The organism is Kitasatospora sp. NPDC127116, from assembly GCF_042677365.1.
GTDB classification, from domain to species: domain Bacteria; phylum Actinomycetota; class Actinomycetes; order Streptomycetales; family Streptomycetaceae; genus Kitasatospora; species Kitasatospora lactacystinica.
Genome location: NZ_JBHXTL010000069.1, coordinates 26,618 through 53,439, shown reverse-complemented (window position 1 = coordinate 53,439; position 26,822 = coordinate 26,618). Strand labels below are relative to the sequence as shown.

General features: G+C 75.0%; 26 protein-coding genes. 10 read left to right on the top strand and 16 right to left on the bottom strand.

The features are described 5' to 3' along the window. Positions 1 to 39 precede the first annotated feature (39 nt). From ACFVHV_RS25840 to ACFVHV_RS25820, 5 genes are all read right to left on the bottom strand, one after another. A complete protein-coding gene (locus ACFVHV_RS25840) occupies positions 40 to 696 on the bottom strand; it encodes a TNT domain-containing protein (protein ID WP_359899340.1) in 657 nt (218 codons plus the stop codon). Between the two features lie 225 nt (positions 697 to 921). Then, entirely contained in the window at positions 922 to 2,265 is a 1,344-nt protein-coding gene (locus ACFVHV_RS25835; protein WP_359899342.1) for a geranylgeranyl reductase family protein, read from the bottom strand. 607 nt (positions 2,266 to 2,872) lie between these two features. After that, positions 2,873 to 3,973 (bottom strand): ionic transporter y4hA, encoded by a 1,101-nt coding sequence (locus ACFVHV_RS25830; protein WP_359899343.1) that lies wholly within the window; start codon positions 3,971 to 3,973, stop codon positions 2,873 to 2,875. 91 nt (positions 3,974 to 4,064) lie between these two features. Continuing rightward, positions 4,065 to 5,558, bottom strand: a complete 1,494-nt coding sequence (locus tag ACFVHV_RS25825) for a protein kinase (RefSeq protein WP_380353815.1) — start codon at positions 5,556 to 5,558, stop codon at positions 4,065 to 4,067. Then, positions 5,555 to 6,316 carry a serine/threonine protein kinase gene (locus tag ACFVHV_RS25820; RefSeq protein ID WP_359899347.1) on the bottom strand — a complete coding sequence of 254 codons (762 nt, stop codon included), beginning with the start codon at positions 6,314 to 6,316 and terminating at the stop codon, positions 5,555 to 5,557. Before ACFVHV_RS25820 ends, ACFVHV_RS25825 begins: the two co-directional genes overlap by 4 nt. 326 nt (positions 6,317 to 6,642) lie before the next feature. Between ACFVHV_RS25820 and ACFVHV_RS25815 the strand changes: the two genes are divergently transcribed. Together ACFVHV_RS25815 and nagB are read left to right on the top strand one after the other, a co-directional pair. Next, positions 6,643 to 7,050 (top strand): hypothetical protein, encoded by a 408-nt coding sequence (locus ACFVHV_RS25815; protein WP_359899348.1) that lies wholly within the window; start codon positions 6,643 to 6,645, stop codon positions 7,048 to 7,050. A 288-nt stretch (positions 7,051 to 7,338) separates the two neighbouring features. Then, positions 7,339 to 8,121 (top strand): glucosamine-6-phosphate deaminase, encoded by a 783-nt coding sequence (gene nagB / locus ACFVHV_RS25810; RefSeq protein ID WP_380353813.1) that lies wholly within the window; start codon positions 7,339 to 7,341, stop codon positions 8,119 to 8,121. A 132-nt stretch (positions 8,122 to 8,253) separates the two neighbouring features. On the opposite strand, the gene ACFVHV_RS25805 is transcribed toward nagB, so the two are convergent. From ACFVHV_RS25805 to ACFVHV_RS25795, 3 genes are all read right to left on the bottom strand, one after another. Beyond that, positions 8,254 to 9,384, bottom strand: coding sequence for an aminotransferase class I/II-fold pyridoxal phosphate-dependent enzyme (locus ACFVHV_RS25805; protein WP_380353812.1), 1,131 nt, complete (start codon positions 9,382 to 9,384; stop codon positions 8,254 to 8,256). Beyond that, positions 9,381 to 10,037: a transcriptional regulator gene (locus ACFVHV_RS25800; RefSeq protein WP_380353810.1), complete on the bottom strand. Its 657-nt coding sequence runs from the start codon at positions 10,035 to 10,037 to the stop codon at positions 9,381 to 9,383. Before ACFVHV_RS25800 ends, ACFVHV_RS25805 begins: the two co-directional genes overlap by 4 nt. 112 nt (positions 10,038 to 10,149) lie before the next feature. Next, entirely contained in the window at positions 10,150 to 11,760 is a 1,611-nt protein-coding gene (locus ACFVHV_RS25795; RefSeq protein ID WP_380353807.1) for a beta-propeller fold lactonase family protein, read from the bottom strand. Positions 11,761 to 12,073: 313 nt separating this feature from the next. Here ACFVHV_RS25795 and ACFVHV_RS25790 point away from each other — a divergent pair, with 313 nt between their 5' ends. The 5 genes from ACFVHV_RS25790 to ACFVHV_RS25770 all read left to right on the top strand — a co-directional run bounded on the left by ACFVHV_RS25790 (position 12,074) and on the right by ACFVHV_RS25770 (position 16,884). Further along, the gene (locus ACFVHV_RS25790) at positions 12,074 to 12,535 is read left to right on the top strand and encodes an Rrf2 family transcriptional regulator (RefSeq protein WP_359899358.1); all 462 of its coding nucleotides are present in this window, start codon (positions 12,074 to 12,076) and stop codon (positions 12,533 to 12,535) included. Positions 12,536 to 12,608: 73 nt separating this feature from the next. Continuing rightward, on the top strand, positions 12,609 to 13,790 hold the full coding sequence (locus tag ACFVHV_RS25785; RefSeq protein WP_359899360.1) for a globin domain-containing protein: 1,182 nt from the start codon (positions 12,609 to 12,611) through the stop codon (positions 13,788 to 13,790). Positions 13,791 to 13,979: 189 nt separating this feature from the next. Further along, positions 13,980 to 14,744, top strand: coding sequence for a (Fe-S)-binding protein (locus ACFVHV_RS25780; RefSeq protein WP_380353803.1), 765 nt, complete (start codon positions 13,980 to 13,982; stop codon positions 14,742 to 14,744). Further along, the gene (locus ACFVHV_RS25775; RefSeq protein ID WP_380353800.1) at positions 14,741 to 16,186 is read left to right on the top strand and encodes a LutB/LldF family L-lactate oxidation iron-sulfur protein; all 1,446 of its coding nucleotides are present in this window, start codon (positions 14,741 to 14,743) and stop codon (positions 16,184 to 16,186) included. The genes ACFVHV_RS25780 and ACFVHV_RS25775 overlap by 4 nt, the downstream gene beginning before the upstream one ends. Next, positions 16,183 to 16,884, top strand: coding sequence for a lactate utilization protein C (locus ACFVHV_RS25770; RefSeq protein ID WP_380353797.1), 702 nt, complete (start codon positions 16,183 to 16,185; stop codon positions 16,882 to 16,884). The genes ACFVHV_RS25775 and ACFVHV_RS25770 overlap by 4 nt, the downstream gene beginning before the upstream one ends. A 6-nt stretch (positions 16,885 to 16,890) precedes the next feature. Here the strand turns inward: ACFVHV_RS25770 and ddaH are convergent, their stop codons facing one another. Together ddaH and ACFVHV_RS25760 are read right to left on the bottom strand one after the other, a co-directional pair. Next, complete coding sequence (gene ddaH, locus ACFVHV_RS25765; protein ID WP_380353794.1) at positions 16,891 to 17,718, bottom strand: dimethylargininase; 828 nt, start codon at positions 17,716 to 17,718, stop codon at positions 16,891 to 16,893. Between the two features lie 187 nt (positions 17,719 to 17,905). Further along, positions 17,906 to 18,799 (bottom strand): 4Fe-4S domain-containing protein, encoded by an 894-nt coding sequence (locus ACFVHV_RS25760; protein WP_359899370.1) that lies wholly within the window; start codon positions 18,797 to 18,799, stop codon positions 17,906 to 17,908. Positions 18,800 to 19,017: 218 nt separating this feature from the next. Here ACFVHV_RS25760 and ACFVHV_RS25755 point away from each other — a divergent pair, with 218 nt between their 5' ends. Beyond that, complete coding sequence (locus ACFVHV_RS25755; RefSeq protein WP_359899372.1) at positions 19,018 to 19,800, top strand: SGNH/GDSL hydrolase family protein; 783 nt, start codon at positions 19,018 to 19,020, stop codon at positions 19,798 to 19,800. Between the two features lie 25 nt (positions 19,801 to 19,825). Here ACFVHV_RS25755 and ACFVHV_RS25750 read toward each other — a convergent pair whose 3' ends face one another. After that, positions 19,826 to 20,263 carry a DUF2809 domain-containing protein gene (locus ACFVHV_RS25750; RefSeq protein WP_359899374.1) on the bottom strand — a complete coding sequence of 146 codons (438 nt, stop codon included), beginning with the start codon at positions 20,261 to 20,263 and terminating at the stop codon, positions 19,826 to 19,828. A gap of 238 nt (positions 20,264 to 20,501) precedes the next feature. On the opposite strand from ACFVHV_RS25750, the gene ACFVHV_RS25745 reads away from it, so the two are divergent. After that, on the top strand, positions 20,502 to 21,950 hold the full coding sequence (locus ACFVHV_RS25745; protein ID WP_380353790.1) for a DUF2252 domain-containing protein: 1,449 nt from the start codon (positions 20,502 to 20,504) through the stop codon (positions 21,948 to 21,950). A 56-nt stretch (positions 21,951 to 22,006) separates the two neighbouring features. Here the strand turns inward: ACFVHV_RS25745 and ACFVHV_RS25740 are convergent, their stop codons facing one another. The 3 genes from ACFVHV_RS25740 to ACFVHV_RS25730 are packed head-to-tail and all read right to left on the bottom strand — an operon-like array spanning position 22,007 to position 24,853. Further along, a complete protein-coding gene (locus ACFVHV_RS25740) occupies positions 22,007 to 22,702 on the bottom strand; it encodes an alpha/beta fold hydrolase (RefSeq protein ID WP_380353788.1) in 696 nt (231 codons plus the stop codon). Positions 22,703 to 22,730: 28 nt separating this feature from the next. Then, positions 22,731 to 24,293, bottom strand: coding sequence for an MFS transporter (locus tag ACFVHV_RS25735; protein ID WP_359899378.1), 1,563 nt, complete (start codon positions 24,291 to 24,293; stop codon positions 22,731 to 22,733). Then, complete coding sequence (locus tag ACFVHV_RS25730; RefSeq protein ID WP_359899380.1) at positions 24,290 to 24,853, bottom strand: XRE family transcriptional regulator; 564 nt, start codon at positions 24,851 to 24,853, stop codon at positions 24,290 to 24,292. The genes ACFVHV_RS25735 and ACFVHV_RS25730 overlap by 4 nt, the downstream gene beginning before the upstream one ends. A gap of 277 nt (positions 24,854 to 25,130) precedes the next feature. Here ACFVHV_RS25730 and ACFVHV_RS25725 point away from each other — a divergent pair, with 277 nt between their 5' ends. Next, the gene (locus tag ACFVHV_RS25725) at positions 25,131 to 26,381 is read left to right on the top strand and encodes a DUF5685 family protein (RefSeq protein WP_359899382.1); all 1,251 of its coding nucleotides are present in this window, start codon (positions 25,131 to 25,133) and stop codon (positions 26,379 to 26,381) included. Positions 26,382 to 26,385: 4 nt separating this feature from the next. Here ACFVHV_RS25725 and ACFVHV_RS25720 read toward each other — a convergent pair whose 3' ends face one another. Beyond that, positions 26,386 to 26,583, bottom strand: a complete 198-nt coding sequence (locus ACFVHV_RS25720; protein ID WP_359899384.1) for a hypothetical protein — start codon at positions 26,581 to 26,583, stop codon at positions 26,386 to 26,388. Next, positions 26,576 to 26,719, bottom strand: a complete 144-nt coding sequence (locus ACFVHV_RS25715; RefSeq protein ID WP_359899386.1) for a hypothetical protein — start codon at positions 26,717 to 26,719, stop codon at positions 26,576 to 26,578. Before ACFVHV_RS25715 ends, ACFVHV_RS25720 begins: the two co-directional genes overlap by 8 nt. Between the last annotated feature and the right edge of the window lie 103 nt (positions 26,720 to 26,822).

Here is a 26,822-nt window from a genome sequence, read left to right as displayed (position 1 = left end):
GCTCCGTCCGGGTCGGAGCGGCCGCGGGCCCGGAGCGGGTCAGATCCGGGCCAGGTAGCCGTTCTCGACCAGCCAGAGCACGTTCGGCCTGGCCGGGCCGCCGGGCAGCAGGGCGCCGTCGAGCTGGTACTGGAGGCCCCAGCCGGGCTGGTTGAACCACGGCGCGATCGGGCCGGCGTGCACCGTGAAGGCCTTGACCACCTTGTAGTCGTGGTAGTTGCAGGCGGCCGGCGGGTTGCTGTCCAGGCTCTGCGGCGGGAGCGCGCGGTTGGCGTAGGGCAGGCCCTCGGGGGCGAGGTAGGCGCCGTACTCGCTGCCGTAGCGGTCGATGTTCTGGTTCGGGTACAGCGTGAGGTCGAACTCGATCGGGCTGCCGTCGGGCAGGGTGACGTAGCCGTCGGCCGGCGGGTAGATCCAGCCGCCCTTGCCGCCGTTGCCGGCCGGGTCGTAGTACTGGGCCAGGAAGGTCTGGTCGCTCGCGCCGCCGGTGCGCTGGTAGCCGGCGAGCTGGCGGCCGACCGGACCGGTGGTCGGGAGGTCGGCGGGGCCGAGGCGGGCGTCGTCGTGGTGGAAGGCGGCGGAGCACTGGTCGGAGGGGGTGGCCGCCGGGGCCGCGAGGGCGGCGGGGGTGCTCACGGCGGTGAGGGCGGCGGCCGCGGCGAGCGGCGCGACGAGCAGGCGAAGGCGAAGGCGCACGGTGTCTCCGTCGAACGGGTCAGCGGTCGAAAAGGGAGCCACGGAGGGGCGTTGTGCTCACCCTCCGTGGCTGGTTCGACACCAGGCAATCGGATCTTCTGATCATTCGTCAATATGATCCGTACGACTGCTCGTTCGACTGCGCGGATTCCACCGAACCCGGGACAGCGGGGCCGCCCGTCCAGGAGGATGGGCGGTCCGGCGCCACCGGGTCACCCGCCCGGGTCACCTCCCCGGGGCGACCCGACCGAGCAGGTGGAGCAGCCGGTCGAGAGCGTCCTTGGAGTTCGGCTCGGTCAGGTTGACCATCAGCCGGAACGCCACCTTCAGCAGCGCCGGGTGGCCCAGCCCGGCGGCCCCGGCCGCGCCGAGCAGCTTCGGGCGGCCCAGCAGGTCCGCGGCCAGGCGACCGAGCGCGAAGTAGCCGGCGTACGCGGAGCGCAGCGCCTGCGGGTAGGCGCGCAGGGCGAGTTCGCGGCCGCGGTCGGTGCGGCGGGCGAGGGCCTGGACGATGGTCTCGGCGGCGAACCGGCCGGACTCCATCGCGTAGGCGATGCCCTCGCCGGTCCCCGGGCTGACCGTGCCGCCCGCGTCGCCGACCAGCAGCAGGCCGTCGGCGTAGTGGGGCCGGCGGTTGAGGCCCATCGGCAGGGCGGCGCCGCGGATCGGCTCGGTGACCCCGTCGGGCGTGTAGCCGTACTCCGGGGGCAGGCCGTCGCACCAGCGGCGCAGCAGTTCCCGCCAGTCCACCTCGGTCCCGGTGGTGTCGAGGACCCCGAGGCCGACGTTGGCGGTGCCGTCGCCCATGCCGAACACCCAGGCGTAGCCGGGCAGCAGGCCCCGGGCCGGGTCGTCGGGGTCGCGCAGGTCGAGCCAGGCCTCCAGGTAGCGGTCGTCGTGGCGCGGGGTGGTGAAGTACGTCCGGTACGCGACGCCCATCGCGCGGTCGGTACGGCGGTAGCGCTTCATCGCCACCGACAGCCGGGTGGAGTTGCCGTCGGCGGCGACCACGACCGGGGCCCGGTAGGCGACCGGCCGGCGCTCCTCCCCCGACCTGGCGGTGACGCCGGTGATCCGGCCGGTCCGCTCGTCCAGCAGCGGGCCCGTCACAGTGACGCGTTCGACCAGCCGGGCACCGGCCGAGGCGGCCTTGCGGGCGAGCAGTTCGTCGAAGTCGGCACGGCGCCGGACCAGTCCGTACCCGGGGTAGGCGGAGAGCTCGGGCCAGTCGAACTCCAGCGAGCGGCGCCCGGAGATCAGCCGCAGGCCCCGGTTGTGCAGCCAGCCGGCGCCCTCGGAGACGTCGATGCCGAGGTCGGTCAGCTGCTTGACGGCGCGCGGGGTGAGGCCGTCGCCGCAGACCTTCTCGCGCGGGAAGGCGGACTTCTCCAGCAGCAGGACGTCCAGCCCGGTCCGGGCGAGGTGGGCGGCGGCGGTGGAGCCCGCCGGTCCGGCGCCGACCACGATGACGTCGGCGCTCTCCGCGGCCCGGACGGCCTCCTCGTCCCTGTCGGTCTCCTCGGGCCGGACGGTCCGCTCGGGTCGGACGGTCTGCTCTGGGCCGGGCATCGCACTCTCCCACGGGTCGGATCGGCTGTACTCGCGACGGATTCCTCGGACTGGGCGGTTCCGGACGGACGATAGAGAACCCCGGCACCCGCCCGCCGCCCCGACACGCAGGCCGCCGCCGCGAACCGGTCAATACCGGCCACCACGGCCGTCCGGGTTCACCCACCGGACCGGGGAGCGGAGTCGACGGCTCGGGCCGCTCGGGCCACTCGGGCCGCTCGGCGACACCCGGCACCATGACAAGCGGGTGATCGAGTACCTGCGGGGCGCCGCGGCCGGGCCGCGGCGCCACTGAGCCCCCGGCCCGCGAGCAGCTGCGGGACCAGGGGCTCCTTGTCGTTCCACGGTGCGCACCCCCTGGCCAGGGGGTCCACCGGCGGTCGCACCGGATTCGACGAGGGTCCCCGGCCACGGGGGCGGACCAGGGGCCCTCACCCGGTACCACGGCCGCCGCCGCTCCCCGGGTTCACCCACGGCCCCGCCGGCCACATCGGCCGCACCGGGCGCACGCGGTCCGCCCGGTCCGGCCCCGGGAACGCCGGAAGCCCCTGGTCCGCACGGGGGAACGGGCCAGGGGCTTCCACTCCGGACTACGGCCGGCGGGCCCTCACGGGTTCAACGCCAGCACCACGTACCCCGCCAGCACCGCCAGGTGCACCGCGCCCTGCAGCGGGGTCGCCCGGCGCGGGATGACCGTCAGGGTGAGCAGCATGATCGTCAGGGTCAGCAGCACCATGTGCGCCGGGTCGAGGCCGAGGACGAGGGGGCCGGAGAGCCAGCTGGAGGCGATCGCGACCGCCGGGATGGTCAGGCCGATGCTGGCGAGCGCCGAGCCGAGGGCGAGGTTGAGGCTGGTCTGCACCCGGTTGCGGACGGCCGCGCGCAGCGCCGCGATGGTCTCCGGCAGCAGCACCATCAGGGCGATCACCACGCCGACGACCGCGTGCGGGAGCCCGGCGTCGTCCACCGCCTTCTCGATGGTCGGCGACACGCCCTTGGCCAGGCCCACCACCGCCACCAGGGCGACGGCGAGCAGCAGCAGGCTGACCCCGGCGGCCCGGACGGTCGGCGGGGAGGCGTGCTCCTCCTCGTCCAGCACCCGGCCCTCGGGGGTGACGGGCAGGAAGTAGTCCCGGTGCCGGATGGTCTGGGTGGCCACGAACAGCCCGTACACCACCAGCGAGGCGGTGGCCGCGAAGGTGAGCTGGGTGGTGGAGAACTGCGGGCCGGGCGAGCTGGTGGTGAAGGTCGGCAGCACGAGGCTGAGGGTCGCGAGGGTGGCGATGCAGGCGACCGCGGCGCCGGTGCCCTCGGCGTTGAACACGGCGGTCCGGTACTTGACGGCGGCGACCACGATGGACAGTCCGAGGATGCCGTTGCAGGTGATCATCACGGCGGCGAAGACGGTGTCCCGGGCCAGCGTGGAGGACTTGTCCCCGCCGTCGGCCATCAGCGTCACGATCAGCGCGACCTCGATCACGGTGACCGCCACCGCGAGGACCAGTGACCCGAACGGCTCCCCCGACCAGTGCGCGATGACCTCGGCGTGGTGCACGGCGGACAGTACGGCGCCCACCAGGAAGCAGGCGACCACCGCCACCACCCAGCCGGGCAGTTCCTTGTGCCAGGTCAGGGCGAGGACGAGGAACGACACCACCGGAACGACGACGGTCCATTGCGCGACGGCCGCGCGGAGCTTCGTGATCATGCCGCCGAGGATCCCAGACCGGAGGCCCGTCACCCGGGTGCCCGCGCCGGGATTCGTAGGGATGTGGCATAACTCATCCCATTTCGCGGCGTCACCCTCCGTAGTCGCGAAGGTACTGAAGCACTTTGTCGACATGTGGTCGAACCCGTTCCGGGACGCCCCCGGCGGCCACCACGCTCTTGTCACTGGTGCGGTAGGCCGCCGCGACCAGGGCGGGCAGGCCGTGGGTGAGGCCGCGGTGCTTTATCTGCTGGTCGAGCCAGCAGACGTAGTTGCCCATCGCGGCGATCGCGTCGCCCGGGTCCCAGTACGACTTGGCTCCGGGGTGGGCGGCGGCCTTGCCCCAGGCCTCGAAGACCGAGGGCGTCCACATCGCGATGCCGTACTCGCCGGTCTCCGGGCGGGCCGCGTCCGGGTCGAAGCCGCTCTCGGCCTTCAGCATGGCCGCCAGCAGCACCGGGGTGACCTCCGGCTCGGGGCAGCGCCGCGCCGCGGTCTCGATCATTCCCCGGTAGGCCACCGGGACGTCCGAGCCGGCCGGGATCGCACCGGGCAGCGGGGGCACCGCGCGCCGGGCGGCGCCCGGCCCGCCCGGCTCCGGCCCGCCCGGCTCCGGTCCGCCGGTCAGGGCGAGGACGGCGAGCCCGCAGGCCAGCAGGCCCGCGCCGGCCCGGACGGCGGCGCGCCGGCGCCGGCCCGGCGGAGCGGCGGCCCGGGCGACCAGCAGGGCCGGCCCGGTCCGGGTCCGCTCCTCCCGCCCGGGGGCGAGGCAGGCGGTGACCACGGGCCGCCAGCGCGCCGGCAGCGCCTCGTCCAGCCGCAGCGGCGCGGCGCCCCGCGCGTACGCCTGGGCGGCCAGCGAGCGGGCCCGGGCGGTCGCGCCGAGGAAGGGGTGCAGGCCGCCGGTGAGCAGCTGGTGGGCGATCACGCCGAAGGCCCAGACGTCGGCGCTGGGGCGCACGGCGACGCCGCGGGCACCGGTGCGCTCGGACCACCACTCGGGCGGGACGTGGTCGGGCGAGCCGAGCGGAGGGGCGTAGGCGTGGGTGCCCTCCAGCTCGGCGGTGAGGCCGAAGTCGGCGATCTTGGCGGTGCCGTCGGGCATCAGCAGGACATTGGCCGGTTTCAGGTCCCCGTGCACCCAGCCGGCCCGGTGCATGTGGGTCAGCCCGGCGCAGACCTCGGTCAGGATGCGTTCGGCGCCGGGCACCGCCGTACCGGGGCGGGCCTCGGCCAGCAGGTCCTGGAGGCTGCGGGCGGCGCGTTCCATCACCAGGGCGACGGCGCCGTCGAGCTCCGGGTGGTCCGGGTCCTCGACGGTGGCCACGGCGAAGGTGCGGATCAGGTGGGGATGGTCGGCGCGGCGGCTGAAGCGCTGCTCGCTGCGGGCCATCCGGGCCACGGTCCGGCGCTGGCCGGGGCTGAACCGGGCCGCGCCGAGGATCTTGACGGCGGCCGGGCCGCCGTCGGGGCCCTCGGCGGCGTACACGCTGCCCCAGGCGCCCGCGCCGAGGAAGGCGCCGAGGCGGTAGCCGGCGATCGGGTAGCCCGCCGGGACCGCGAACGGCGGGCCGCCGGGCGTCACGGCCGGGCGGCCGGGCGCCGGGGCGGGAGCAGCGCGAGGTGCTCCTCCCGGACGAGGTCGAACCTCAGCGCCAGCGCCACCAGTTCCTCGCGCTTTCCGCCGCCCGGACCCTCCTCGTACGGCTCGCGCAGCCGCAGCTTGGTCGCCACCAGGTAGTCGATGTGGTAGTTGACCGCCGAGCGGCTCAGTCCGCGGCAGCCGGGCAGGGCGCGCAGCCGGGCGAGCACCTCGGTCACCCCGGGGACGGCCGCGGCGGAGGGCGAGCGCAGTCTGGGCTCGCAGAGCGCGAGCAGGACCAGGAAGTACTTGGCGGTCGGGTCCAGGGCGAACGGGCTGACGGTGCGCTCGCCCTCGGCGCCGCCGGGCCGGCCGTCGAGGTAGGCGTGCTGCGGGGCGAAGACCTTGAAGGCGGCGGGCCCGCCGAGGGCGGGCAGCAGCACCCGGGAGAGTTCGAACGGGACGGGCGCGCCGATCCGGCCGGGCGCGACCTTGACGTGCTCCCCCGCGCCCTCCAGGTTCTCCACCACGTAGGTGGCCGAGGTGCTGAAGTTGGACAGCCGCCAGTAGTCCTCGGCCGCGACCACCTCTCCCGCCCGGCGGGAGACGCCCTGGTCGGGCAGCGGGATGGGGACCGGCCGGCCGGGCTCCCCGCGCCCGAACACCGCGGTCTCGCCCGGGCCCATCCGCAGCAGGCCGGGGGTCTCGCCGGGCGCCACCTCGGGCCCCGGGCCGGGAAGTTGCACGATGACCGTGTCCACGCGGCACCTCCGTGGGATCGGCTCGATGGTATCCGTCCGATTCGCCCCGGGGGCAACCCGCCACCCGGACGGGTGAGCGGGGCACCGGGGCACCGCCAACCCCGCCGGGCCGTGGGCGGGTTGCCGATGCCACCCGCAGCTTCCCGATGAACCGATCGTCCGTCAGGACTGGAGTTGTCCGTGTGCTGAACGGGCGGCGAATGGTTGCAGGATGTAGTTGAACCGTCACCATGAGTGTGACGCAACGCACACACACCGGGTTCACAATGTGTGCAAGACTCATCTCAAGGAGTGAGATTCCCTTAATTTCCAAGGAGGTTCGCATCATGCGCGCTCGGATCGCAGCTGTGGTCATGGCAGCGGCAGGGATAGCCGGCCTGACGGCGGCCCCGGCCATGGCGGCCACGGCGACGTCCGGCACCGACGGCGCGGCCTGCGCCGCGGTGCTCAACCAGCCCTGCGTCTCGCACCAGGCCGACGGCGAGGGCATCGTGGGAGTCGCCCGGGTCAGCGCCGACCGGGGCCAGTTGACGCTGGTTCGGGTCGAGATCCGCACCCAGGCCGCCTGGGGCAGCCCGTGGAAGACGGTCGCCGCCGCGACCACCGTGCGGTTCGGCTCCGCCGAGGCGGTCACCCCGCGGGTGGCCACCACCGCCCCCCGCATGATCTGCGCGACCGCCGGCCCCGCGCTGGACGTCGCCCAGCAGGTCACCACCTGTACCAACCCGTTCTGACCGCGGGGCCGCAGAGGCGCCGCGGCCGCCCGCCCCACGCCGTCCGTACGACCGGGCAGCCGTCCGGACGACCGGTGAGCGGGAAGCCGTAGAGGACACGAACACCGGGCCGGCCGTCGGGACATCCCCCGACGGCCGGCCCCGGCCGTTCCGACCTGGCAGAACGGGCAGGGGCGGAAGATCGCCCGCCAGTCGGACCCGGGTGGACCTGGGGCACCCCTTCACGGCAAACTGGTCTAGACCTCGGAGGTCTAGACCTCAGACTCGCCTCAGAACGGTGGACCCAGTATGGAAATCGTGATCGTCCCTGACGCCCGTGCGGCCGGCGACCTCATCGCCGCGGCGATCACCGATCTGCTGACCGACAAGCCCGACGCCCTGCTCGGCGTGGCGACCGGCTCGACCCCGCTGCCGATCTACCAGGCCCTGGCCGAGCGGGTCCGCGACGGCCGGCTGGACGCCGCCGAGGCGCGCATCTGCCAGCTGGACGAGTACGTCGGCCTGCCCGCCGGCCACCCCGAGTCGTACCGGTCGGTGGTGCTGCGCGAGGTCGTGGAGCCGCTCGGCCTGACCGAGGACTCCTTCCTGGGCCCGGACGGCAACGCGTCCGACATCGCCGCGGCGGCCGTCGCCTACGACCGCGCGCTGGCCGAGGCCGGCGGCGTCGACCTCCAGCTGCTCGGCATCGGCACGGACGGCCACATCGGCTTCAACGAGCCCTGCTCCTCGCTCTCCTCCCGGACCCGGATCAAGACCCTCACCCGGCAGACCCGGGTGGACAACGCGCGCTTCTTCGACAGCATCGACGAGGTCCCGCACCACGTCATCACCCAGGGCATCGGCACCATCCTGGAGGCCCGCCACCTGGTGCTGCTCGCCACCGGCGAGGCCAAGGCCGAGGCCGTCGCGCTCGCCGTCGAGGGCCCGCTGTCCGCGGTCGTCCCCGCCTCGGCGCTCCAGCTGCACCCGCACGCCACCGTGGTGGTGGACGAGGCGGCCGCCTCCCGCCTCAAGTTCGCCGACTACTTCCGCGACACCTACGCCGCCAAGCCGGCCTGGCAGAAGCTCTGACCACTCCCGGGCGGCACCCCTGACGGGCCGGGGTGCCGGCCGCCGACTCCCCTCGGTGGCCGGCGCCCCGGCCGCTTCGCGTCCGCCCCGGGTCCGGCCCCGGGTGCGCCCCGGGTCCGCCCCGGGTGCGCCTCAGCGCTTGCGGAGCCAGTCGCCGAAGGCCGCCAGGCCGGGGCCCGGGTCGCGGCGGCCGAGGCCGATCCGGAAGCGGTCGGCCGGGGTCGGAGTCAGCTCCGAGCGGAAGACGTCGGCGGGCAGCAGCAGCACGCCCGCCTGTTCGACCAGGGCGGTGCAGAACTCCGCCACGTCGCCCGGGCCCCGGTAGCGCGGGTAGGCGACGCAGCCGCCGTCCGGCGCGCGCCACTCGAAGAGCTCGGCGAACTCGGCGAAGAAGGCGTCGAACCGCGGCAGGTTCTCGGCGATGATCGCGCGGTTGCGGGCCAGGATGTGCTCGCGGGCGGTGATCGCGATCCGGGCCAGCACCTCGCTCGGCGCCGAGTTGCAGATCGTGGTGTAGTGCTTGGCCCGCTCCAGGCGCGAGCGCAGTTCCCGGTCCCGGCAGGCGATCCAGCCGATCCGCAGGCCGGGCAGGCCGAGCGACTTGGAGGTGACGTTGAGCGACAGGGCCCGCTCGGAGAGGTCGGCGGCCTGCGGCAGGGTGCGGGCCCGGTCGTGCTCCAGGCCGCGGTAGACCTCGTCCGAGAAGAGCCGGATGCCGCGCTCGTCGCAGAGCTCGGCCAGCCGGACGAAGTCGGCGGTGTCGATCACCTTGCCGGTCGGGTTGTTCGGGAAGTTGACCGACAGCACCCTGGTGTTGGGGCGCAGCGCCGCCTCGACCGCGTCCAGGTCCAGCGCCCAGTCCCGCTCCGCGTCCAGCGCGACGCCGGTGACCTCGCACAGCGAGAGCGGAACGGTCTCGGCGGACTGGTAGTTGGGGGTCAGCACCACCGCGTGGTCGCCCGGTTCGAGCAGCACCTGCATGGCGAGGTTGAGCCCCTCCTGGGCGCCGCCGAAGCAGATCACGTCGTCCTCGCCGACCTGCTCGTACATCCCGGCGACGGCGCGGCGCAGTCCGGGGTCGCCGAAGGTCTCGGTGTAGCCGAGGGCCAGGGTGTCCCAGGCCTCGCGGTCCTCGGGGCCGGCCAGGGCGAGCAGTTCGGCCATCGTCATGGTCTGCGCGTCGGAGGCGGTGAGGTGGTACCGGGCGGTGAACTCCCAGCGCGAGAAGTGGGTTTCGAGCCGGAAGTCGGGGAGCTGGGTCACTGGTGGTACTCCTTGGCGGGGCCCGCCGGGTGCTGCTTGAGCTCGGCGAGCAGGCTGTACGCGGTGGAACGGGAGATCCGCAGCGCGGTGGCGACGACCGGGACGGCGCGCCGGACGGCGAACACCCCGGCCCGGTCCAGTTCGGTCAGGACGGCGAGCCGGTCCTCGCGGGTGAACCGCTCCAAGGGGCGGCCCCGGTCGCGGACGTACCCGCCGACCACGTCGTTGATCCGCTCGGTCCAGTCGCGCTCGAAGAGCGGTTCGGGGCGCGGCGCGGTGGGGGCGGCGAAGCCGGCCAGCAGGGCGGCGGCCTGCTCCAGCGGGCCCCGGTCGAGGTTGACGCAGAGCACCGCCGTGGGCTTTCCGGCCTCGTCGCGCAGCACGGCGCTGACCGAGGAGAGCCGCCGGCCGTCGGGCAGCAGCTTCTCGTAGGGGCCGTAGACGTCGGGGGCGGAGGGGTCGATCCCGTCCAGTTCGCCGAGCAGCGAGGGGTCGCCGGGGGCCCGGGGGGTCATCGGGTTCCAGATGGCGAGGACCCGGTCGGTGGCGGTGTCGTGCAGCACCACCTCGGCGTACGGGCCGAGCAGCAGGGCCACGGCGCGGCAGACCGGGGACCAGGTCGGCACGCGTGGGTCGGGGTTTTCCGCAGACATGGTCGGACTGTACGTCCGGATCGGACACTTCGTCCAGGGCTTTCGCGCACCGGGCCCCGCCGAAGGGTCTCGGCGGGGCCCGGTGCGGCTGCCCGTGCGCGGCGGGCGGGCGCTACTTGCAGGTAATCAGCAGCCCCAGGATCGCGGAGCAGCTGCGGGTGGCCCGGCTGGTGGCGGGCGACGGGTCGGCGGGCGCCCCGGCGGTGCGGGCCACGGTGACGTCCCAGCTGCGGAGCAGCGAGAACAGGCCGACCCCGACCGAGAAGTGCCGGGTGGTGCTCGCGCCCTTGGCCAGTGGCGCGGTCAGCGTGCAGCCGAGCTTCCCGGCGGCGACGGTGCAGTCGCCGGAGGTCGTGGTCAGTCCGGCGGGCAGGTCGGCGGTGACGGTGGCCGCGGCGACCGGGTCGGGGCCCTGGCCGGTGAGGGTGACGGTGTAGTCGACCCGGCTGGACAGCAGGCCGGTCACCGGGGTCGCGGTGAGCGCGACGCCCAGGTGGGCGGCGGGGGCGGTGTAGGTGAAGCGGTCGGCGGCGACGGCCGCGCTGGTGCCGCCGGGCCCGGTGACCCGCACGTCCACCGGCCCGGTGACGGTGGTCGCGGGGGCGGTCGCGGTGCAGCTGGTCCGGGTGCAGCTGAACGAGGTCGCGGCGCCGGCCGCGCCGAAGGTCACGGCGGTGGCGCCGGCCAGGTCGGTGCCGGTGACGGTCACCGTGGTGCCGCCCGTCCCGGAGCCGCCGTTCGGGCTGATCGCGGTCACGTCCGGCACCGGCAGCGGGAAGTCCACCACGTCGACGGCGTTGCCGGTGAAGTCGGCGAGGTAGCCGTGCCGCCCGTCGGCGGTCAGGGCCAGGCTGTACGGAGCGGCGCCCACCGGGACGGTCGTGGTGACCGTCCGGCTCGCGGTGTCCACCACGCTCAGGGTGTTGTCGGCGTAGTTGGAGACGTAGGCCGCCGCGCCGTCCGGGGAGAGCGTCACGGCGTAGGGGCCGGAGCCGACCGCTACGGTGCCGAGGACCGTGCCGGCCGCGGTGTCGATCACCGCGGCGGTGCCGTCGTCGCCGTCGGCGGCCCACAGCCGGGTGCCGTCCGGGCTGAGCGCGAGCCCGAAGGCGCCGTGGCCGACCGCAACGGTGCCGCCCACCGTGCCGCTCGCGGTGTCGACGACGGTGACGGCCTTGTCCCCGGAGGCGGCGACGTACAGCCGCGCGCCGTCCGCGGAGACGGCCAGCCCGTGCGGTTCGGCGCCGACCGGCACGGTCGCGGTCACGGTGCCGGACGAAGTGTCCAGCACGCTCACCGTGTTGGCGGCGGCGTTGCTCACGTAGGCCCGGGAGCCGTCCGGCGCGAGGGCGAGGCCCCAGGGCTGGGCGCCGACCGGGACGGTCGCGGTGACGGCGTTGGTCGCGGTGTCCACGACGCTGACGGTGTTGTCCAGGTGGTGCGTCAGGTAGGCCCGGTGCCCGTCGCGCGACACGGCGACGGCGTAGGAGCCGCTCCCGGCGGTGAAGGTGCCGGACACGGTGTTGGTCGCGGTGTCCAGCACGCTGACCGCGCCGCTGCTCTGGCTGGTCACGTAGGCGTGGCCGCCGTCCGGCGTCAGCGCGACGCCCGCCGGGTAGGGCGCCACCGCCACGTGCGCGGCGACGGCCGGCGGCGGTGTGACGGCCTCGGCCGTCGCGGGCAGCGACAGCAGTGCGGCCGTGGTCGCGACTGTCGCGGCCACGGCCGTCCGGGTACGGGGTGCGCCGGATATGCGGGGTGCACGGGATGTGCGGGGTGTTCTCATGGATCTCTCCTGCTGCTCGACACGTACGGGTGGTGCGGATGTGGTGGTGTTCGGAGCAGGGGGAAGCGTAGGAGGCTCTCTGACTTTCCGTCAGGGAGTGACTACTAATGTCGCCAAATGTTCAGATCCGATCGCAGCGCGACACAGCGAGGCCCCGCGCCCGCCTCCCCGAGGGCAACGTGACCGCGGTCCCGGTCGGAGTCGTGCAGAAAATTGGAGTTGGAGAGTCGTATTCGGTAGCGTTCCGAACGTGAGGCTGACCAAGAGCACCGACATCGCCCTGCGGATCGCCATGCGACTGGCCGTCCTGGGCGAGGGCGACAACCCGACCACCCGCGAGGTGGCCGAGTCGGTCGGCGTGCCGTACACCCACGCGGCGAAGGTGGTCAGCCGGCTGCAGCACCTGGGGGTGGTGGAGGCCCGGCGCGGTCGCGGCGGCGGGCTGATGCTCACCTTCGCCGGGCGCACCGGCTCGCTCGGACTGCTGCTGCGGGAGCTGGAGGGGGTCGGCGACGTGGTCGGCTGCGAGGACGACCCGCCGTGCCCGCTGCGGGCCGCGTGCCGGCTGCGCGGGGCGCTGCGGAACGCCCAGGAGGCGTTCTTCGCGGCGCTCGACCACCTCTCCGTCGCCGACCTGGTGGCCTCCCCCACCGGACCGGTCCTGCTCAGCCTCACCACCGGACCCCCTGACACCGCCGGACCCACCGGCTGATCAGCCCACCCGGGGCCGCGCACCCCCTTGCGGCCTTTAATGCGAATCTCAGATACCAATAAGGAGTCGTCTGATGCTGTCCGCGAAGTCCGCCGAGGTCATCGAGGCCACCCTGCCCGTCGTGGGCGCCGCCATCGGGGACATCACCCCGCGCTTCTACGACCGGATGTTCGCCGCGCACCCGGAGCTGCTGCGCGACCTCTTCAACCGGGGCAACCAGGCCAACGGCAGCCAGCGCGAGGCCCTGGCCGGCTCGATAGCCGCCTTCGCCACCGCCCTGATCGCCAACCCGGACCAGCGGCCGGACGCGATGCTCGCCCGCATCGCCCACAAGCACGTCTCCGTCGGCATCGCCGACGACCAGTACAAGATCGTCCACGAGCACCTGTTCGCCGCCATCGTGGAGGTGCTCGGCGAGGCCGTCACCCCCGAGGTCGCCGCCGCCTGGGACGAGGTCTACTGGCTGATGGCCAACGCGCTGATCGCCGTCGAGGACCGGCTGCGCGCCGAGGTCGCCGCCGGCGGCGACCCGGCCGACCTGTGGCGCCCCTACGCCGTGGTCGCCCGCGTCCAGGAGACCGAGGCCGTCACCACCTACCTGGTCCGCCCGACCGACGGCCGTCCGGTGCCGGCCTTCCGCCCCGGCCAGTACGTCTCCGTGCGCACCGAACTGGCCGACGGCGCCCACCAGATCCGCCAGTACAGCCTCTCCGGCGGCGCCGACGGCGCACTGCGCTTCAGCGTCAAGCGCGAGGACGGCGGCGAGGTCTCCGGCCACCTGCACGACCACCTGAAGGCCGGCGACCCGATCGACCTGGCGCCCCCGCTGGGCGACATCGCGCTGGCCGACGGCGACGGACCGGTGCTGCTCGCCTCCGCCGGCATCGGCAACACCCCGATGACCGCCATGCTCGACCACCTGGCCACCACCGGCTCCACCCGGCGGATCGTCTCCGTGCACGGCGACCGCGACCAGCTGAGCCACGCCTTCCGGGCCGAGCTGGCGCGGCTCACCACCACGCTGCCGAACGCCACCTCGCACGTCTTCTACGAGCAGCCGCTCGGCGAGTGGCCGGCCGAGCGCACCGGCCTGGTGGACCTCTCCACCGTCGAGGTCCCGGCCGGCACCACCGCCTACCTGTGCGGGCCGCTCCCCTTCCTGCGCGCCGTCCGCGAGCAGCTGCTGACCGCGGGCGTCCCGGCGGCGGACATCCACTACGAGGTGTTCGGCCCGGACCTCTGGCTCGGCGCCTGAGGTTCCGAGGCCCTGAAGTCCCGAGGCCTTGAGGTCCTGAGGTCCTGAGGCCTTGAGGTCCCCCCGCGGAACCGGTCCGCTCGGTACGATCACGAGCGGCCCGGTGCCGTTCGGCTGCCGGTGCCCTCCGCGTGTCCGCACGTCCGTACACCGGTGCGTCCGGCGGGAGTTCGGCAGAAGGGAGCCCGGATGCGGGTCGCGCTGTTCGCCACCTGCGTCAACGACGCGCTGTTCCCCGCCACCGCGGTGGCCACCGTCCGGCTGCTGGAACGGCTCGGCGTGACGGTGGAGTTCCCCGCCGGGCAGACCTGCTGCGGTCAGCCGCAGTACAACACCGGCTACCGCAGGGCCTGCGAGCCGCTGGTCCGGCGCACCGCGAAGGCCTTCGCCGGGTACGACCACGTGGTGACGCCCTCCGGCTCCTGCGTGGCGATGGTCCGGGACAACTACCCCCGGATCGGCGCCCGGGCCGCCGCCGATGGCCGGGGCACCGAACTCGCCGACCTGGCCACCGGCCTGGTGCCCCGGGTGGTCGAACTGACCGAGTTCCTCACCGACGTGCTCGGCGTCGAGGACGTCGGCGCGTACTTCCCGCACACCGTCACCTACCACCCGTCCTGCCACGGCCTGCGCCTGCTCGGCCTCGGCGAGCGCCCGCGCCGGCTGCTGGGCGCCGTCGAGGGCCTGGAACTGGTCGAGCTGCCCGGGGCCGAGGAGTGCTGCGGTTTCGGCGGCACCTTCGCGGTCAAGAACGCGGCGGTCTCGGCGGCCATGGCCGAGGACAAGCTCGCCAACGCGCTCGGCACCGGCGCCCGGGTCCTGTGCGGCGCCGACAACTCCTGCCTGCTGCACCTCGGCGGCACCCTGCGCCGCACCGGCGCGCCCCTGCGACCGCTGCACCTGGCGGAGATCCTGGCCAGTACCGAGGAGCACCCCTGGAGGCCGTCCGCATGAGCGCGCGCAGCGAGCGGACCGGGAACCCGGCCGGCACCTTCCTCGGCATGCCCGCCTTCCCGCAGGCCGCCGCCGGGGCCGTACGGGACGAGCGGCTGCGCGCCAACCTCCGGCACGCCACCCGCACCATCCGGGACAAGCGGGCCCGGGCCGTCGCCGAACTCGCCGACTGGGCGGAGCTGCGCACCGCCGGGAAGGCGATCAAGGACCACACGCTGCGCCACCTCGACCGCTACCTGGTCCAGCTGGAGGAGAACGTCACGGCGGCCGGCGGCACCGTGCACTGGGCCGCCGACGCCGAGGAGGCCAACCGGATCGTCGCCGGGCTGGTCCGGGCCACCGGACGGACGGAGGTGGTCAAGGTCAAGTCGATGGCCACCCAGGAGATCGAGCTCAACGAAGCGCTGGCGGCCGAGGGGATCACCGCCTACGAGACCGATCTCGCCGAGCTGATCGTCCAGTTGGGCGAAGACCGGCCCTCGCACATCCTGGTGCCGGCGATCCACCGCAACCGGGCCGAGATCCGGGAGATCTTCGCCGACCGGATGGCCTCCTGGGGCCGCCCGGCGCCCGAGGGCCTCACCGACTCCCCCGCCGAACTCGCCGAGGCCGCCCGGCTGCACCTGCGGGAGAAGTTCCTGCGCGCCGAAGTCGCCGTCTCCGGCGCCAACTTCATGGTCGCCGAGACCGGCACCCTGGTGGTGGTCGAGTCCGAGGGCAACGGCCGGATGTGCCTCACCCTGCCGCGGACCCTGATCTCCGTGGTCGGCATCGAGAAGGTCGTGCCGACCTGGCGGGACCTGGAGGTCTTCCTCCAACTGCTCCCCCGCTCCTCCACCGCCGAGCGGATGAACCCGTACACCTCGCTGTGGACCGGGACGACCGAGGGCGACGGCCCGTCCGAGTTCCACCTGGTGCTGCTGGACAACGGCCGCACCGCCGCGCTCGCCGACCGGATCGGCCGCCAGGCGCTGCGCTGCATCCGCTGCTCGGCCTGCCTCAACGTCTGCCCGGTGTACGAGCGGGCCGGCGGGCACGCCTACGGCTCGGTCTACCCGGGGCCGATCGGTGCCGTCCTGTCACCCCAACTGCGCGGCACCGCGAGCGCGGTGGACGCCTCGCTGCCGTACGCCTCCTCGCTCTGCGGGGCCTGCTACGAGGTCTGCCCGGTGGCGATCGACATCCCCGAGGTGCTGGTGCACCTGCGCGAGCGGGTGGTCGAGCAGGGCGGGCACCCGCTGGAGCGGGCCGCGATGGCGGCGGCCGGCTTCGTGCTGGACCACCCGGCGGCGCTCACCGCCGCCGAGCGGCTGGCCGGGCGCACCCGCGCGCTGCACCCGCGCCGGCTGCCCGGGCCCGGGCGGGCCTGGACCGACACCCGGGACCTGCCGGAGGTGCCCGCCGAACCGTTCCGCGACTGGTGGCGGAGGAACCGCACATGACCACCCCCGACCGCACGCGACCCGACAGCCCTTCCGGCTCGCGGGAGTTGATCCTCGGCCGGATCCGGGCCGCGCTCGGCGACACCGCCGGGGTGGCCGAACAGCCGCCGCCCCGCGACTACCTGACGGCGCACGTGCCGACGGACGACCCGGCGGCGCTGCTCGACCTGCTGCACCGCAACCTGGCCGACTACCGGGCCCTGGTGCACCGCTGCCGCGAGGACGAACTGCCGTGGCTGATCGCCCGGTTGCTGGTCGAGCGGGGCAGCCGGACGGTCGTGGTGCCGGACGGTCTGCCGGCCGGCCGGCTCGCCGCCGCCGAGGCCGAGGGGGTCGCGCTCCTCCCGGACGACGGGACGCCGACCGCCGCCCGGCTGGACACCGCGGACAGCGTGGTGACCGGCTGCGCGCTGGCCGTCGCCGAGACCGGGACGATCGTGCTGGACGCCGGTCCGGGCCAGGGCCGGCGGCTGCTCTCGCTCGTCCCCGACCACCACGTCTGCGTGGTGCGGGCGCCGGAGCAGGTCGTCGCCTCGGTGCCGCTCGCCCTGCCGCGGCTCGATCCGGTGCGCCCGCAGACCTGGATCTCGGGGCCGTCCGCCACCAGCGACATCGAACTGGACCGGGTGGAGGGGGTGCACGGGCCGCGCACCCTGGAGGTGCTGCTGGTCACGGCGGCGGAACGGGACGCCGGGTAGGGCGTGTCACCGCGGCCTGAGCTCCAGGGTGCAGCACTTCGCCCCGCCACCGCCCTTCAGCAGCTCCGAGACGTCCACCGGGACCGGCTGGTAGCCGTGCTCGGCCAGGCGGCCGGCCAGGTTCTTGGCCGCCTCCGGCAGCAGCACCCGGCGGCCGTCCGAGACCGCGTTGAGCCCGAACACCTCGGCGTCGGCCCGGTCGGCGAGGACCGCGTCCGGGTACAGCGCGCGCAGCACCGAGCGGCTGTCGGCGTCGAACGCCTCCGGGTAGTACATGACGTGGTCGTCGGCGAGCACCGCCAGTGCGGTGTCCAGGTGGTAGAAGCGCGGGTCGACCAGGGTCAGGCTGACCACCGGGACGCCGAACAGCTCCCCGGCCTCGGCGTGCGCGGCGCGCGAGGTGCGGAAGCCCGTCCCGGCGAGCACCCGGCGGCCCACCACCAGGTGGTCGCCCTCGCCCTCGTTGACGTGCCCGGCCCGGCGCACCTCGCGGTAGCCGTGCTCGCGGAACCAGGCCAGGTAGGCGTCCGACTCGGCGGCCCGCTCCGGGTGGCGGAAGGTGGCGACCAGGGCCCGGCCGTCCAGCACGGTGGCGCCGTTGGCGGCGTACACCATGTCGGGCAGGCCGGGCACCGGGTCGATCAGCTCGACGGTGTGGCCGAGCCGGCGGTACGTCCAGTAGAGCCGCTCCCACTGGCGCAGGGCGAGCGCGGTGTCGGTGGGCTGGGACGGGTCCATCCACGGGTTGATCGCGTAGTCCACGGTGAAGTGCGTCGGCCGGCACATCAGGTAGCGCCGCGGCCGGGCCTGGCGCTCCGGTATCTGCGTGAGCATGACTCAACCATCCTTGGATCGCGGGGAGTTCGTCGCACGGAGTTCGGGGTTCGCGAGGCCGAACACCTTCGTTCCCAAGGCGGCTGCCCCGGCGGAACCGTTCGCACACCCGGGCGGGCGCTCCCGGCGGTCGCACGCCCCCGCGCACCCGGCGCAGGCACCGGCGCACCGGCCCTCCGGCGCCCGGCTACCAGCGGACCGCGCCGAAGTCCACCGGCCCGGGCCGCAGCTCCCGGCACCGCTCCGCCAGCGCCCGCAGCCGGCGGTCCGCCTCCTCGGCGGACATCCGGCGCCGCCCGCCGTGGCCGGGCAGCAACCACTCGAAGCGCAGTACACCGAGGCCGCGCCGCAGCGAGGCGGCGAGCTCCTCGATCGAGTACCAGGTCACCGATTCCGCCACCTCGATGTCCCCGGTGGTGCGGGACCAGTACAGGCTGTCGCCGCTGAAGCAGTACCGCTGGTCCGCGAGGTAGAGCACGCTGCCCCGGGTGTGGCCGGGGAACGGGTGGGCGACCAGGCCGGGCGAGACCTCCGTCGGCCCGGTGCCGCGCAGCACCCGGTCGGCGTCGGGCGCGGCCTCCAGGTCGCCCTCGTGGATCCAGAGCCGGGCCCCGAGGCGGTCGGCGTACGCCCGGCCGTGCGCGGCGTGGTCGCGGTGGGTGAGCAGGACGTCGGTGACCGGGCCGAGCGCGGCGTACCGGGCGGCCAGGGCCTCGCTGTAGCGCGGCGTGTCGACCATCACCCAGCCGGTCGGGCGGCGGCAGAGGTAGGAGTTGGCGCCCGCGATGCGGCGGGAGTTGTGGCCGAGCAGCAGCAGGTCGTCGGCGAGGGCCAGCGGGAACGGGTCCTCGGCCGGGTCCAGCGGCCCGGTGCCGGGGCGGATGGAGCGGGTCGGGCAGGCGTGGGCGGCGGCGAGCAGCTGTCGGCGCTCGGCCGCGTCGCGCGGCTGGCGGACCAGCTCGGAGCGGCCCTCGTGCTCGCGGACCAGGCCGGGCGCGAGCTGCCGGGCGACGTCGCAGTTGGTGCAGCGGTCGTCGATGGACCAGTTCTCGGGCGGAACGGGGCGCAGGTCGGTGGTCATGGATGCCTTCCCCCAGGAGGACTGCGGCCGGAGCCGGCCGCTCCCTTCGAGCATCCGCCGGACGGGCCGGAAAGCGGAAGGGGGTGCCGATCCTGCGCTTTCCGGGGACCGGGTCTCTGCGGGCGGAAGCGCCCGGTGCGGGTACGTGGCCCATCTCACGTGCCGCCGGGGTCACCTACGGTGGCGTAGGTCACTTGATTGGGTGAACTATCTCTTTCATGCCGAATCTCCAGGAGACCCTTGACCTCGATTCGTACGCCGCCCTCGGGGACAGCTTCACCGAGGGTCTGAACGACCCCGGCATCGATGGCAGGTTCGCCGGCTGGGCCGACCGGCTCGCCGGGATCCTCGCCGACGGACGCCCGCCGGGCGACTTCCGCTACGCCAACCTCGCCGTGCGCGGCCGGCTGCTGGACCAGATCACCGCCGAGCAGGTGCCGCAGGTCCGCCGCCTCCAGCCCGACCTGGTCACCTTCTGCGCGGGCGGCAACGACATCCTCCGGCCGGGCAGCGACCCGGACGAGGTGGCCGGACGCTTCGAGGCCGCCGTCGTCCAGCTCACCGAGAACGCCGGGACGGTGCTGGTCTGCACCGGCTTCGACACCAAGGACGTGCCGCTGCTGAAGCACCTGCGCGGCAAGATCGCCACCTACAACGGTCACGTGCGCGCCGTCGCCGACCGCAACGGCTGCCAGGTGGCCGACCTGTGGTCGCTGCGCGCGGTGCAGGACCGCCGCGCGTGGAGCGAGGACCGCCTGCACCTGTCCCCCGAGGGCCACCAGCGGGTCGCCCTGCTGGCCGCCCGCTCGCTGGGCCTGCGCACCGCACAGGACCCGGAGGCCCCGTGGCCGGACGCCCGCGTGCTCACCCCCGCCGACCAGCGGCGGGAGAACATCCAGTGGGCCCGCGAGCACCTGCTGCCCTGGGTAGGCCGGCGCCTGCGCGGCGAGTCCTCGGGCGACCACGTCGAGCCCAAGCGGCCGGAGCTGCTTCCGCTCTGACGGTCCGTCGGTTCACTCCAGTGGTTCACTCCGCCGGATGGCTCCACCGAACGGCTCCGCCGGCCGCTGCGACCCGGGAGGTCCGCAGCAGCCGGTGGAGCGCTCCGGCACAGCCCGCGCCGACCAGGTACCAGAACAGGTCCGGCGGGTTGAAGGTCGAGCCCAGTACCAGCCGGGCCAGGACGCTGTGCCGCCCCCAGGCGTCCGGCAGGCCGGTGAGCTGGAACAGCTCCACCGCCCAGCTCAGCGCGGCGGCCAGGACCGCGGCCCGGCCGGGGCGCAGCCTCGGCGCGGCCAGCACGAGCAGGGCGTACAGCAGGACGGTGTAGAGCGCGTCCCCGGCGTCCTTGGCGAGGTCCCCGCCCAGCGCCGCCCGCACCCCCAGCCCGGCCGCCACGGTCAGCGCGGCGGCGGCCCCTGCCGCCAGGCGCACCCGAAGGCCCTTCCCCCCAAGATCGTCCACCCGCCCCACGCTACCCCGCGCGGCACGCACTCCGCCCCGGCCGCCCGCCGCCCACCGCCCACCGCCCACCGGAGCCCAGACGCTCCGCCCCGCGCCCGATCCCGACCCGCGCCACCTGCGCCCCGCAACCGGACCCCCTTCCCCCGGAACCACCGCGCGACGCCGCACGTCACTCCCCCCGACGAACGTCCGCGCAGGTCGCGGGCGGGATGAGGACCGGAAGGGACGGGCGGGACAAGTGGCGCACGTGGGTGGGGCCGAGGCGGCCGAGGATCGGTCGGGGCCGGCGGCGGGGCGGGACGAGCGGACCCGGCGCGGGTTCGCGGTGGCCGGGTTCGCCCCGGCGCAGGACGGGAGGGCGCGGGAGCGCGGCAAGGAGCTGCGGGCGAGGGTGCCCCGGGAGCGGCACGCGGAGTTCGCTCCCGCGCCCGACCGGCCGACCGCCGTGTCCGCGCTGGAGACCTCCAACACGGGCCGAATAGCCCGGCTGGTACCGATCCGGGTCGGCCGGATGGCCGCGAGCCCGTTCGCGTTCCTGCGCGGGTCGGCCGGGCTGATGGCCGCCGACCTCGCGGGCACCCCGGTGACCGGGGTCGGCGCGCAGCTGTGCGGGGACGCGCACGCCGCCAACTTCGGTCTGTACGGCGACGCCCGCGGCCAGATCGTGCTGGACATCAACGACTTCGACGAGACCGTCCCCGGCCCCTGGGAGTGGGACCTCAAGCGGCTGGCCGCCAGCCTGGTGCTGGCCGCCCGCGAGGCCGGGGCGAGCGAGAGCACCGCGCGCGAGGCCGCCCAGCACGCGGCCGGCTCCTACCGCCGGACGGTGCGCACGCTCGCCAAACTCCCCGGGCTGGACGCCTGGAACGCCATCGCGGACGAGCAGCTGGTCTCCTTCGCCGAGGCGCACGACCTCGCCGAGGTGCTGCGCAAGGTCGGCGCGAAGGCGCTCGGCAACACCAGCGCGCGGTTCGCCGCCCGCAGCACCGCCCGTACCGCGGACGGCGGTTGGCGCTTCACGGCCGCTCCCCCGGTGCTCACCGAGGTGACCGACGCGACCGCCCGCGCCGTCGCGCACGCACTCGGCCCGTACGTCGAGACGGTGCCGGCCGAGGTGCGCACCCTGCTGTCCCGCTACCGGGTGCAGGACGTGGCGTTCCGGGTGGTGGGCACCGGCAGCGTGGGCACCCGCTCGTACGTGGTGCTGCTCACCGACCACCGGGACCAGCCGCTGGTGCTGCAGGTGAAGGAGGCGCGTCCCTCCGCGCTGCTGCCGTACCTGCCGGCCGGGCCGCGGTCCGTGCCGGACGGGCACGAGGGCCGCCGGGTGGTGCTCGGGCAGAAGCACATGCAGGTGGTCAGCGACACCCTGCTGGGCTGGACCACGGTCGACGGACTCCCCTACCAGGTACGGCAGTTCCGCAACCGCAAGGGCAGCGTCGACCCGGCCGCCCTGCAGCCGTCCCAGCTGGACGACTACGCCCGGATCACCGGCGCCCTACTGGCCCGGGCGCACTCCCACACCGCCGACCCGGGCCTGCTGGCCGGGTACTGCGGCAAGGGCGAGACCCTGGACGAGGCGGTCGCCGCCTTCGCGGTCGCCTACGCGGACCGCACCGAGGCCGACCACGCCGACCTTCTGACGGCGGTGCGCAACGGGCGGCTGCCCGTCGAACACGGCGTCTGACCCGCCCGGCCGCGGGTCGGCGGCTCAGCGGGCCCGCGGCTCACCGGCCGTGCGCCTCAGCGGGCCAGGAACGGCGCCACCGCGGCGACGAACTCGGCGGGCCGGGCACCGTGCACCAGGTGCCCGGCCTCGACGGTGACCAGGCGGCAGTCCGGGATCAGCCGGGCGAGTTCGGCGATCCGCTCCTGCGGGATGTGGCTGGCCGGGCCGCCGGCCACCGCCAGGGTGCGGGCCGTGATCCCCGCCAGCCCCGCCCGCCAGGCCGGGTCGGGGTCGTCGAGCTGGGCCCGGACGGCCCGGACCATCGCCCAGTCGAAGTGCACGTCCGGGTCCGGATCCTCGGGCAGCGCGCTCGCCGGGCGCGGGTACAGCGCGGGGATGTCCTCCAGGACCAGCCGGTCGATCCGCTCCGGCGCGGCCTGGGCGAGCAGGTAGGCGACGGCGCCGCCCATCGAGTGGCCGACCAGGTCGACGCGGGCGAGTCCGAGGGCGTCGAGGAAGGCCAGCACGTCGTCCCGCATCGCCTCCAGCGAGTAGGCGGCGGTGCGGGAGCTGCCGCCGTGGCCGCGCAGGTCGAGCGCGTACACGTGGTGGCCGGGGGCGAGCCCGGGCAGGACGGGTGCCCAGTCGGCGGCGCGTTCGCCGAGGGCGTGCAGCAGGACGAGGGGGGGACCGCCGGGGCGTCCGCTCTCCCGGTAGGCGAGCGTCACCCCGGGCAGGTCCACGGTCCGGTTCCGTACGGCGTCGGTCATGCCCGCCACGGTACGCACGGACCACCGGCTAGCGGACCGGCGTTCGCCCTCGGCGGATCGCGACCGGCTCGCCCTCGCGCTGCTCGCGGGCCGCGGCGCGGCCGGCGAACACCGAGGCGAGGACGGCGAGTCCGGCCACCGCGGCGCACACCGTGCTCGCCGTCAGGAAGGCCGAGCGGTGCCCGCCGCCGCCGGCGGTCTCCCGCAGGTAGACCCCGGACAGGGCCGAGATCGCGACGGCCGCCGCGATCCGCTGCGCCATCTGCAGGATCGCCCCGCTCACCCCGGCCGCCTCGGCGGGCGCGTGGCGCAGCACGAACGCCTGGTTGGTGGAGCCCATCAGTCCGACCGAGGCGCCGCCGAGCAGTTGCAGCAGCGCCAGCAGCCAGGGCAGGACGGCCGCGGGCGCCCAGTGCGCGAGCAGCCCGCTGAGCAGCATGGCGAGCCCCGAGCCGACCATCCCGGCGGTGACGGTGCGCCGGCCGTAGCGCTGGACGACCCGCCAGGCGAGCGCGGAGGCCGTGCCCATGGCCACGGCGGAGGGCAGCGCGACCAGCGCGGCGCCCATCGGGGACAGGCCGAGGCCGTCCTGCAGGAACATGGTCAGGACCAGCGAGGCCGCGAGCGAGGAGCCGAACTGGGCCATCGCGGTGGCCGTCCCGAGCGCGTACGGCGCGGAGCGGGTGAGGGCCGGGTGGATCAGCGGCCGGCCGCCGGCCCGGGCGTAGCGGCGCTGCCACCAGACGAGCGCGCCGAGCAGCAGCAGGGCGGTGGCCGCGAAGGCGAGCCAGCCGGTCCAGCCGGGCGGCCGGACGAAGGGCAGCATCAGGGCGAGGGTGAGCGCCCCGACCAGCAGCAGGCCGAGGAGGTCGAGGTTGGCGCCGCGCGCGCTGGGGCGGGGCTTCGGCAGGTGGCGGGCCGCCAGGACGACGGTGGCCAGCCCGAAGGGGACGTTGAGCAGGAAGGTCAGCCGCCAGCCGTTCTCGGGGCCGGCCAGGGCCAGCACGGCGCCGCCGATCGGCGGGCCGAGCGCGAAGGCGAGGCCGCCGGTGACGGCGTACATGCCGAGGGCGCGGGCCCGCAGCTGGCCGTCGAAGACGTCCTGGAGGGTGCCGATCATCTGGGAGTTGACCAGGCCGGCGCCCGCGCCCTGGAGCAGCCGGGCGGCGATCAGCACCCCGGGCTCGGTGGCGGTCGCGGAGACCAGGCTGACCAGGGTGAACAGGGCGAGGCCGGTGACGAAGAACCACTTGCGGCCCTTGACGTCGCCCAGCCGCCCGCCGGGGATCAGCGCGAGGCCGAAGGCCAGCGAGTAGCCGGCGACGATCCACTGGAGGTCGGCGGGCCCGGCGTGCAGGGTCTCGCGCAGGGCGGGGATGGAGGTGTTGAGGACGGACTGGTCGAGCAGCGTGGTGAAGCCGCCCGCGACGCAGACCAGCAGGATCCGGCGCCCGGCGGCGTCGAAGCGCTCCTTGGGCTTTCCGGATCCTCCGGGCTTTGTGCTGTCCTCGGGCTCCCTGCTGCCCTCGGGCTTTCCGGGCTCCCCGGGCTCCCCGGGCTCCCCGGCTATCGGGTCGGCGGCGGCGCTCACGGCTCGACCACCACCAGCGCGTACCGGGCCTCGCCCGGGCCGAGGCTGCGGAAGCGGCTGGTGACGCCGACGTAGCGCAGGCAGTCGCCGGGGCCCAGCGGCTGCGGCTCCCCGTCCACGGTCAGTTCCAGGTTCCCCTCGAACAGCCACAGGTGGTGCTCCCGGCCGGGCGTACAGGCGCGGTCGTAGGCGATGTCCGCGCCGGCCGGCAGCCGGCCCTCGATGATCTCCGCCCGCAGCGAGCCGTGCGGCGGCGAGACCGACCGGCGGACGAACCCGGTCGTCCCGTCCCGCCAGACCTGCTGCTCCCCGGCCCGCACCAGCCGGGCCGGGCCGGACTCCACCTCGGCGAGCAGCCGCGACATGGTCCGCCCGTACACGGCGCACAGCCGACCGAGCAGCGCGGCCGTCGGACTGACCTCCGCCCGTTCCACCCGGGACAGCGTCGAGCGGCTGACGTCCGCCAGCCGCGCCAACTCCTCCAGGGTCCATCCGCGTTCCAGCCTCAGCTCGGCGAGCCGTTGCGCCAACCGCTCGTCGGCGGCCGTGTCGATTCCCATATTCGCGATGCTATCCCGGATCTGAGATCATCTCACCGGGTCCGGGCCCGCGACTCCGGCCGGCCGGCGCAGCCGGGACGGCGGGCAGGGGGCGGGGGCGGGGCGAGTGGCGGGCGGCGAGTGGCGGGCGGCGAGTGGCGCACCCCTGGGGAGGTGCGTCCGCCACCTCCGCCCGGTCTCCGGGGCTTGACGGGGCCTCGGCCCGAACGGGGCGCCGATCATATGATGTGCGGCGGATCGTGGCCGGTCGGCGGCCCGTGAAGCAAGGGGGACCAGCGTGTTCGGCATCATCAGACCGTGCAGGCACCGATTGTCGGAGCGCCTGCAGACTTCCTGGATGGCCCACCTGTGCGGGCTCTGCCTCGCACTGCGGGACGACCACGGGCAGCTGGCGCGAACGGCGACCAACTACGACGGTCTGATCATCTCCGTGCTGGTCGAGGCCCAGGCCGCCCGGGAGGACTCCTCCTGGCGCCGCACCGCCGGGCCCTGCCCGCTGCGCGGCATGCGGACCGCCTCCGTCGCCAAGGGCGAGGGCGCCCGGCTCGCCGCCGCCGTCTCGCTGGCACTCGCCTCGGTCAAGATCCGCGACCACGTCGAGGACCGCGACGGCGTCTTCGCCCGCCGCCCGGTCGCGGCCGGAGCCCGTGCCGTCACCCGGCGCTGGGACCGGCAGAGCGCGGGCAGCGCCTCCACGGTCGGCTTCGACACCGCGGTGCTGCTCGACGCGGCCTCCCGGCAGGGCGAGTTGGAGCGCTCGCTGCGGCCCGGCGGGTCCGTCCTGCTGGTCACCGAGCCCACCGAGACCGCCACCTCGGCCGCCTTCGCGCACACCGCCGTGATCGCCGGGCGCCCCGGCAACGCCGCCCCGCTCGCCGAGGCCGGACGGCTGTTCGGCCGGCTCGCCCACCTCCTCGACGCCGCCGAGGACCAGGCCGCCGACGCGGCCTCGGGCGCCTGGAACCCGCTGACCGCCACCGGCACCGACCGCGCCGAGGCCGAACGGCTCTGCCGCGACGCCGTCCACGGCATCCGGCTCGCGCTGCGCGAGGTCGAACTCACCGACCGCACCCTCGTGCACGTGCTGCTCGCGCACGAGACCGAGCGGGCGGTGGAGCGGGTCTTCGGACCGGCCCGGCACGGGGCGGCCTGCCGCCGCCCGGACGCGGCGGGCACCGCCACCGGCGAGCACCCGCACCAGGCGCCGCCGCAGCAGACGCCGCCCGGCCAGGCGCCGATCCCGCCGTGGGTGCCGCAGGGCCCGGGGTTCACGCCGCCCGGCCAGAAGCCGCCGAACCCCCGCAACCTGCTCGCCGGGTGCGCGATGTGGGCGCTGATGGCCTGCACCTGCCAGCTGCTCTGCTGCGACCACGAGGACCCGTTCAGCCGCGAGCGCCGCGAGGGCTTCTGCGTGCGGAACGACTGCGAGTGCGGTGACTGCGGCGGCTGCGGCGACTGCTGCCAGTGCTGCGACGGGGACTGCTGCGACGGGTGCGACTGCTGCTCGTGCGACTGCGGCTGCAGCTGACCGGTCAGTCCCTCCGGTCGGCGCCGCCCTCCCGCTCCCGACCGCCCACCACCGGCCCGGGGTGCCCCCGCAGCACCCCGGGCCGGTCCGCGTTCCGCTCCTGCCCGGCCTCCCCGCGCCGCCAGAGCGGCAGCACGGCCACCGGCAGCACCGCCACCGGACCCGGCCCGGCGCACTCGGGCGCCTCGGCGCACTCAGGCATCGCGCCCCGCCGCCTTCCGGTCCACCACCAGCGAGTCCTCCAGCCGCGCCAGCAACCGCCGGAACCGCTCGGTGTCCTGCTCCGTCATCCGCCCCTCGGGCGACGCCCCCGGCCGCTCGGCCGCTCTCTCGTCCATGCGCCCGAGGCTAGGCGGTGGCGATCAATGGGCGATAAACGCGCGTTCGGGCGAAAAGCACTCGCCCGGTGCGGTTCGGCCGGGAACCGCCGCCCCGCATGGC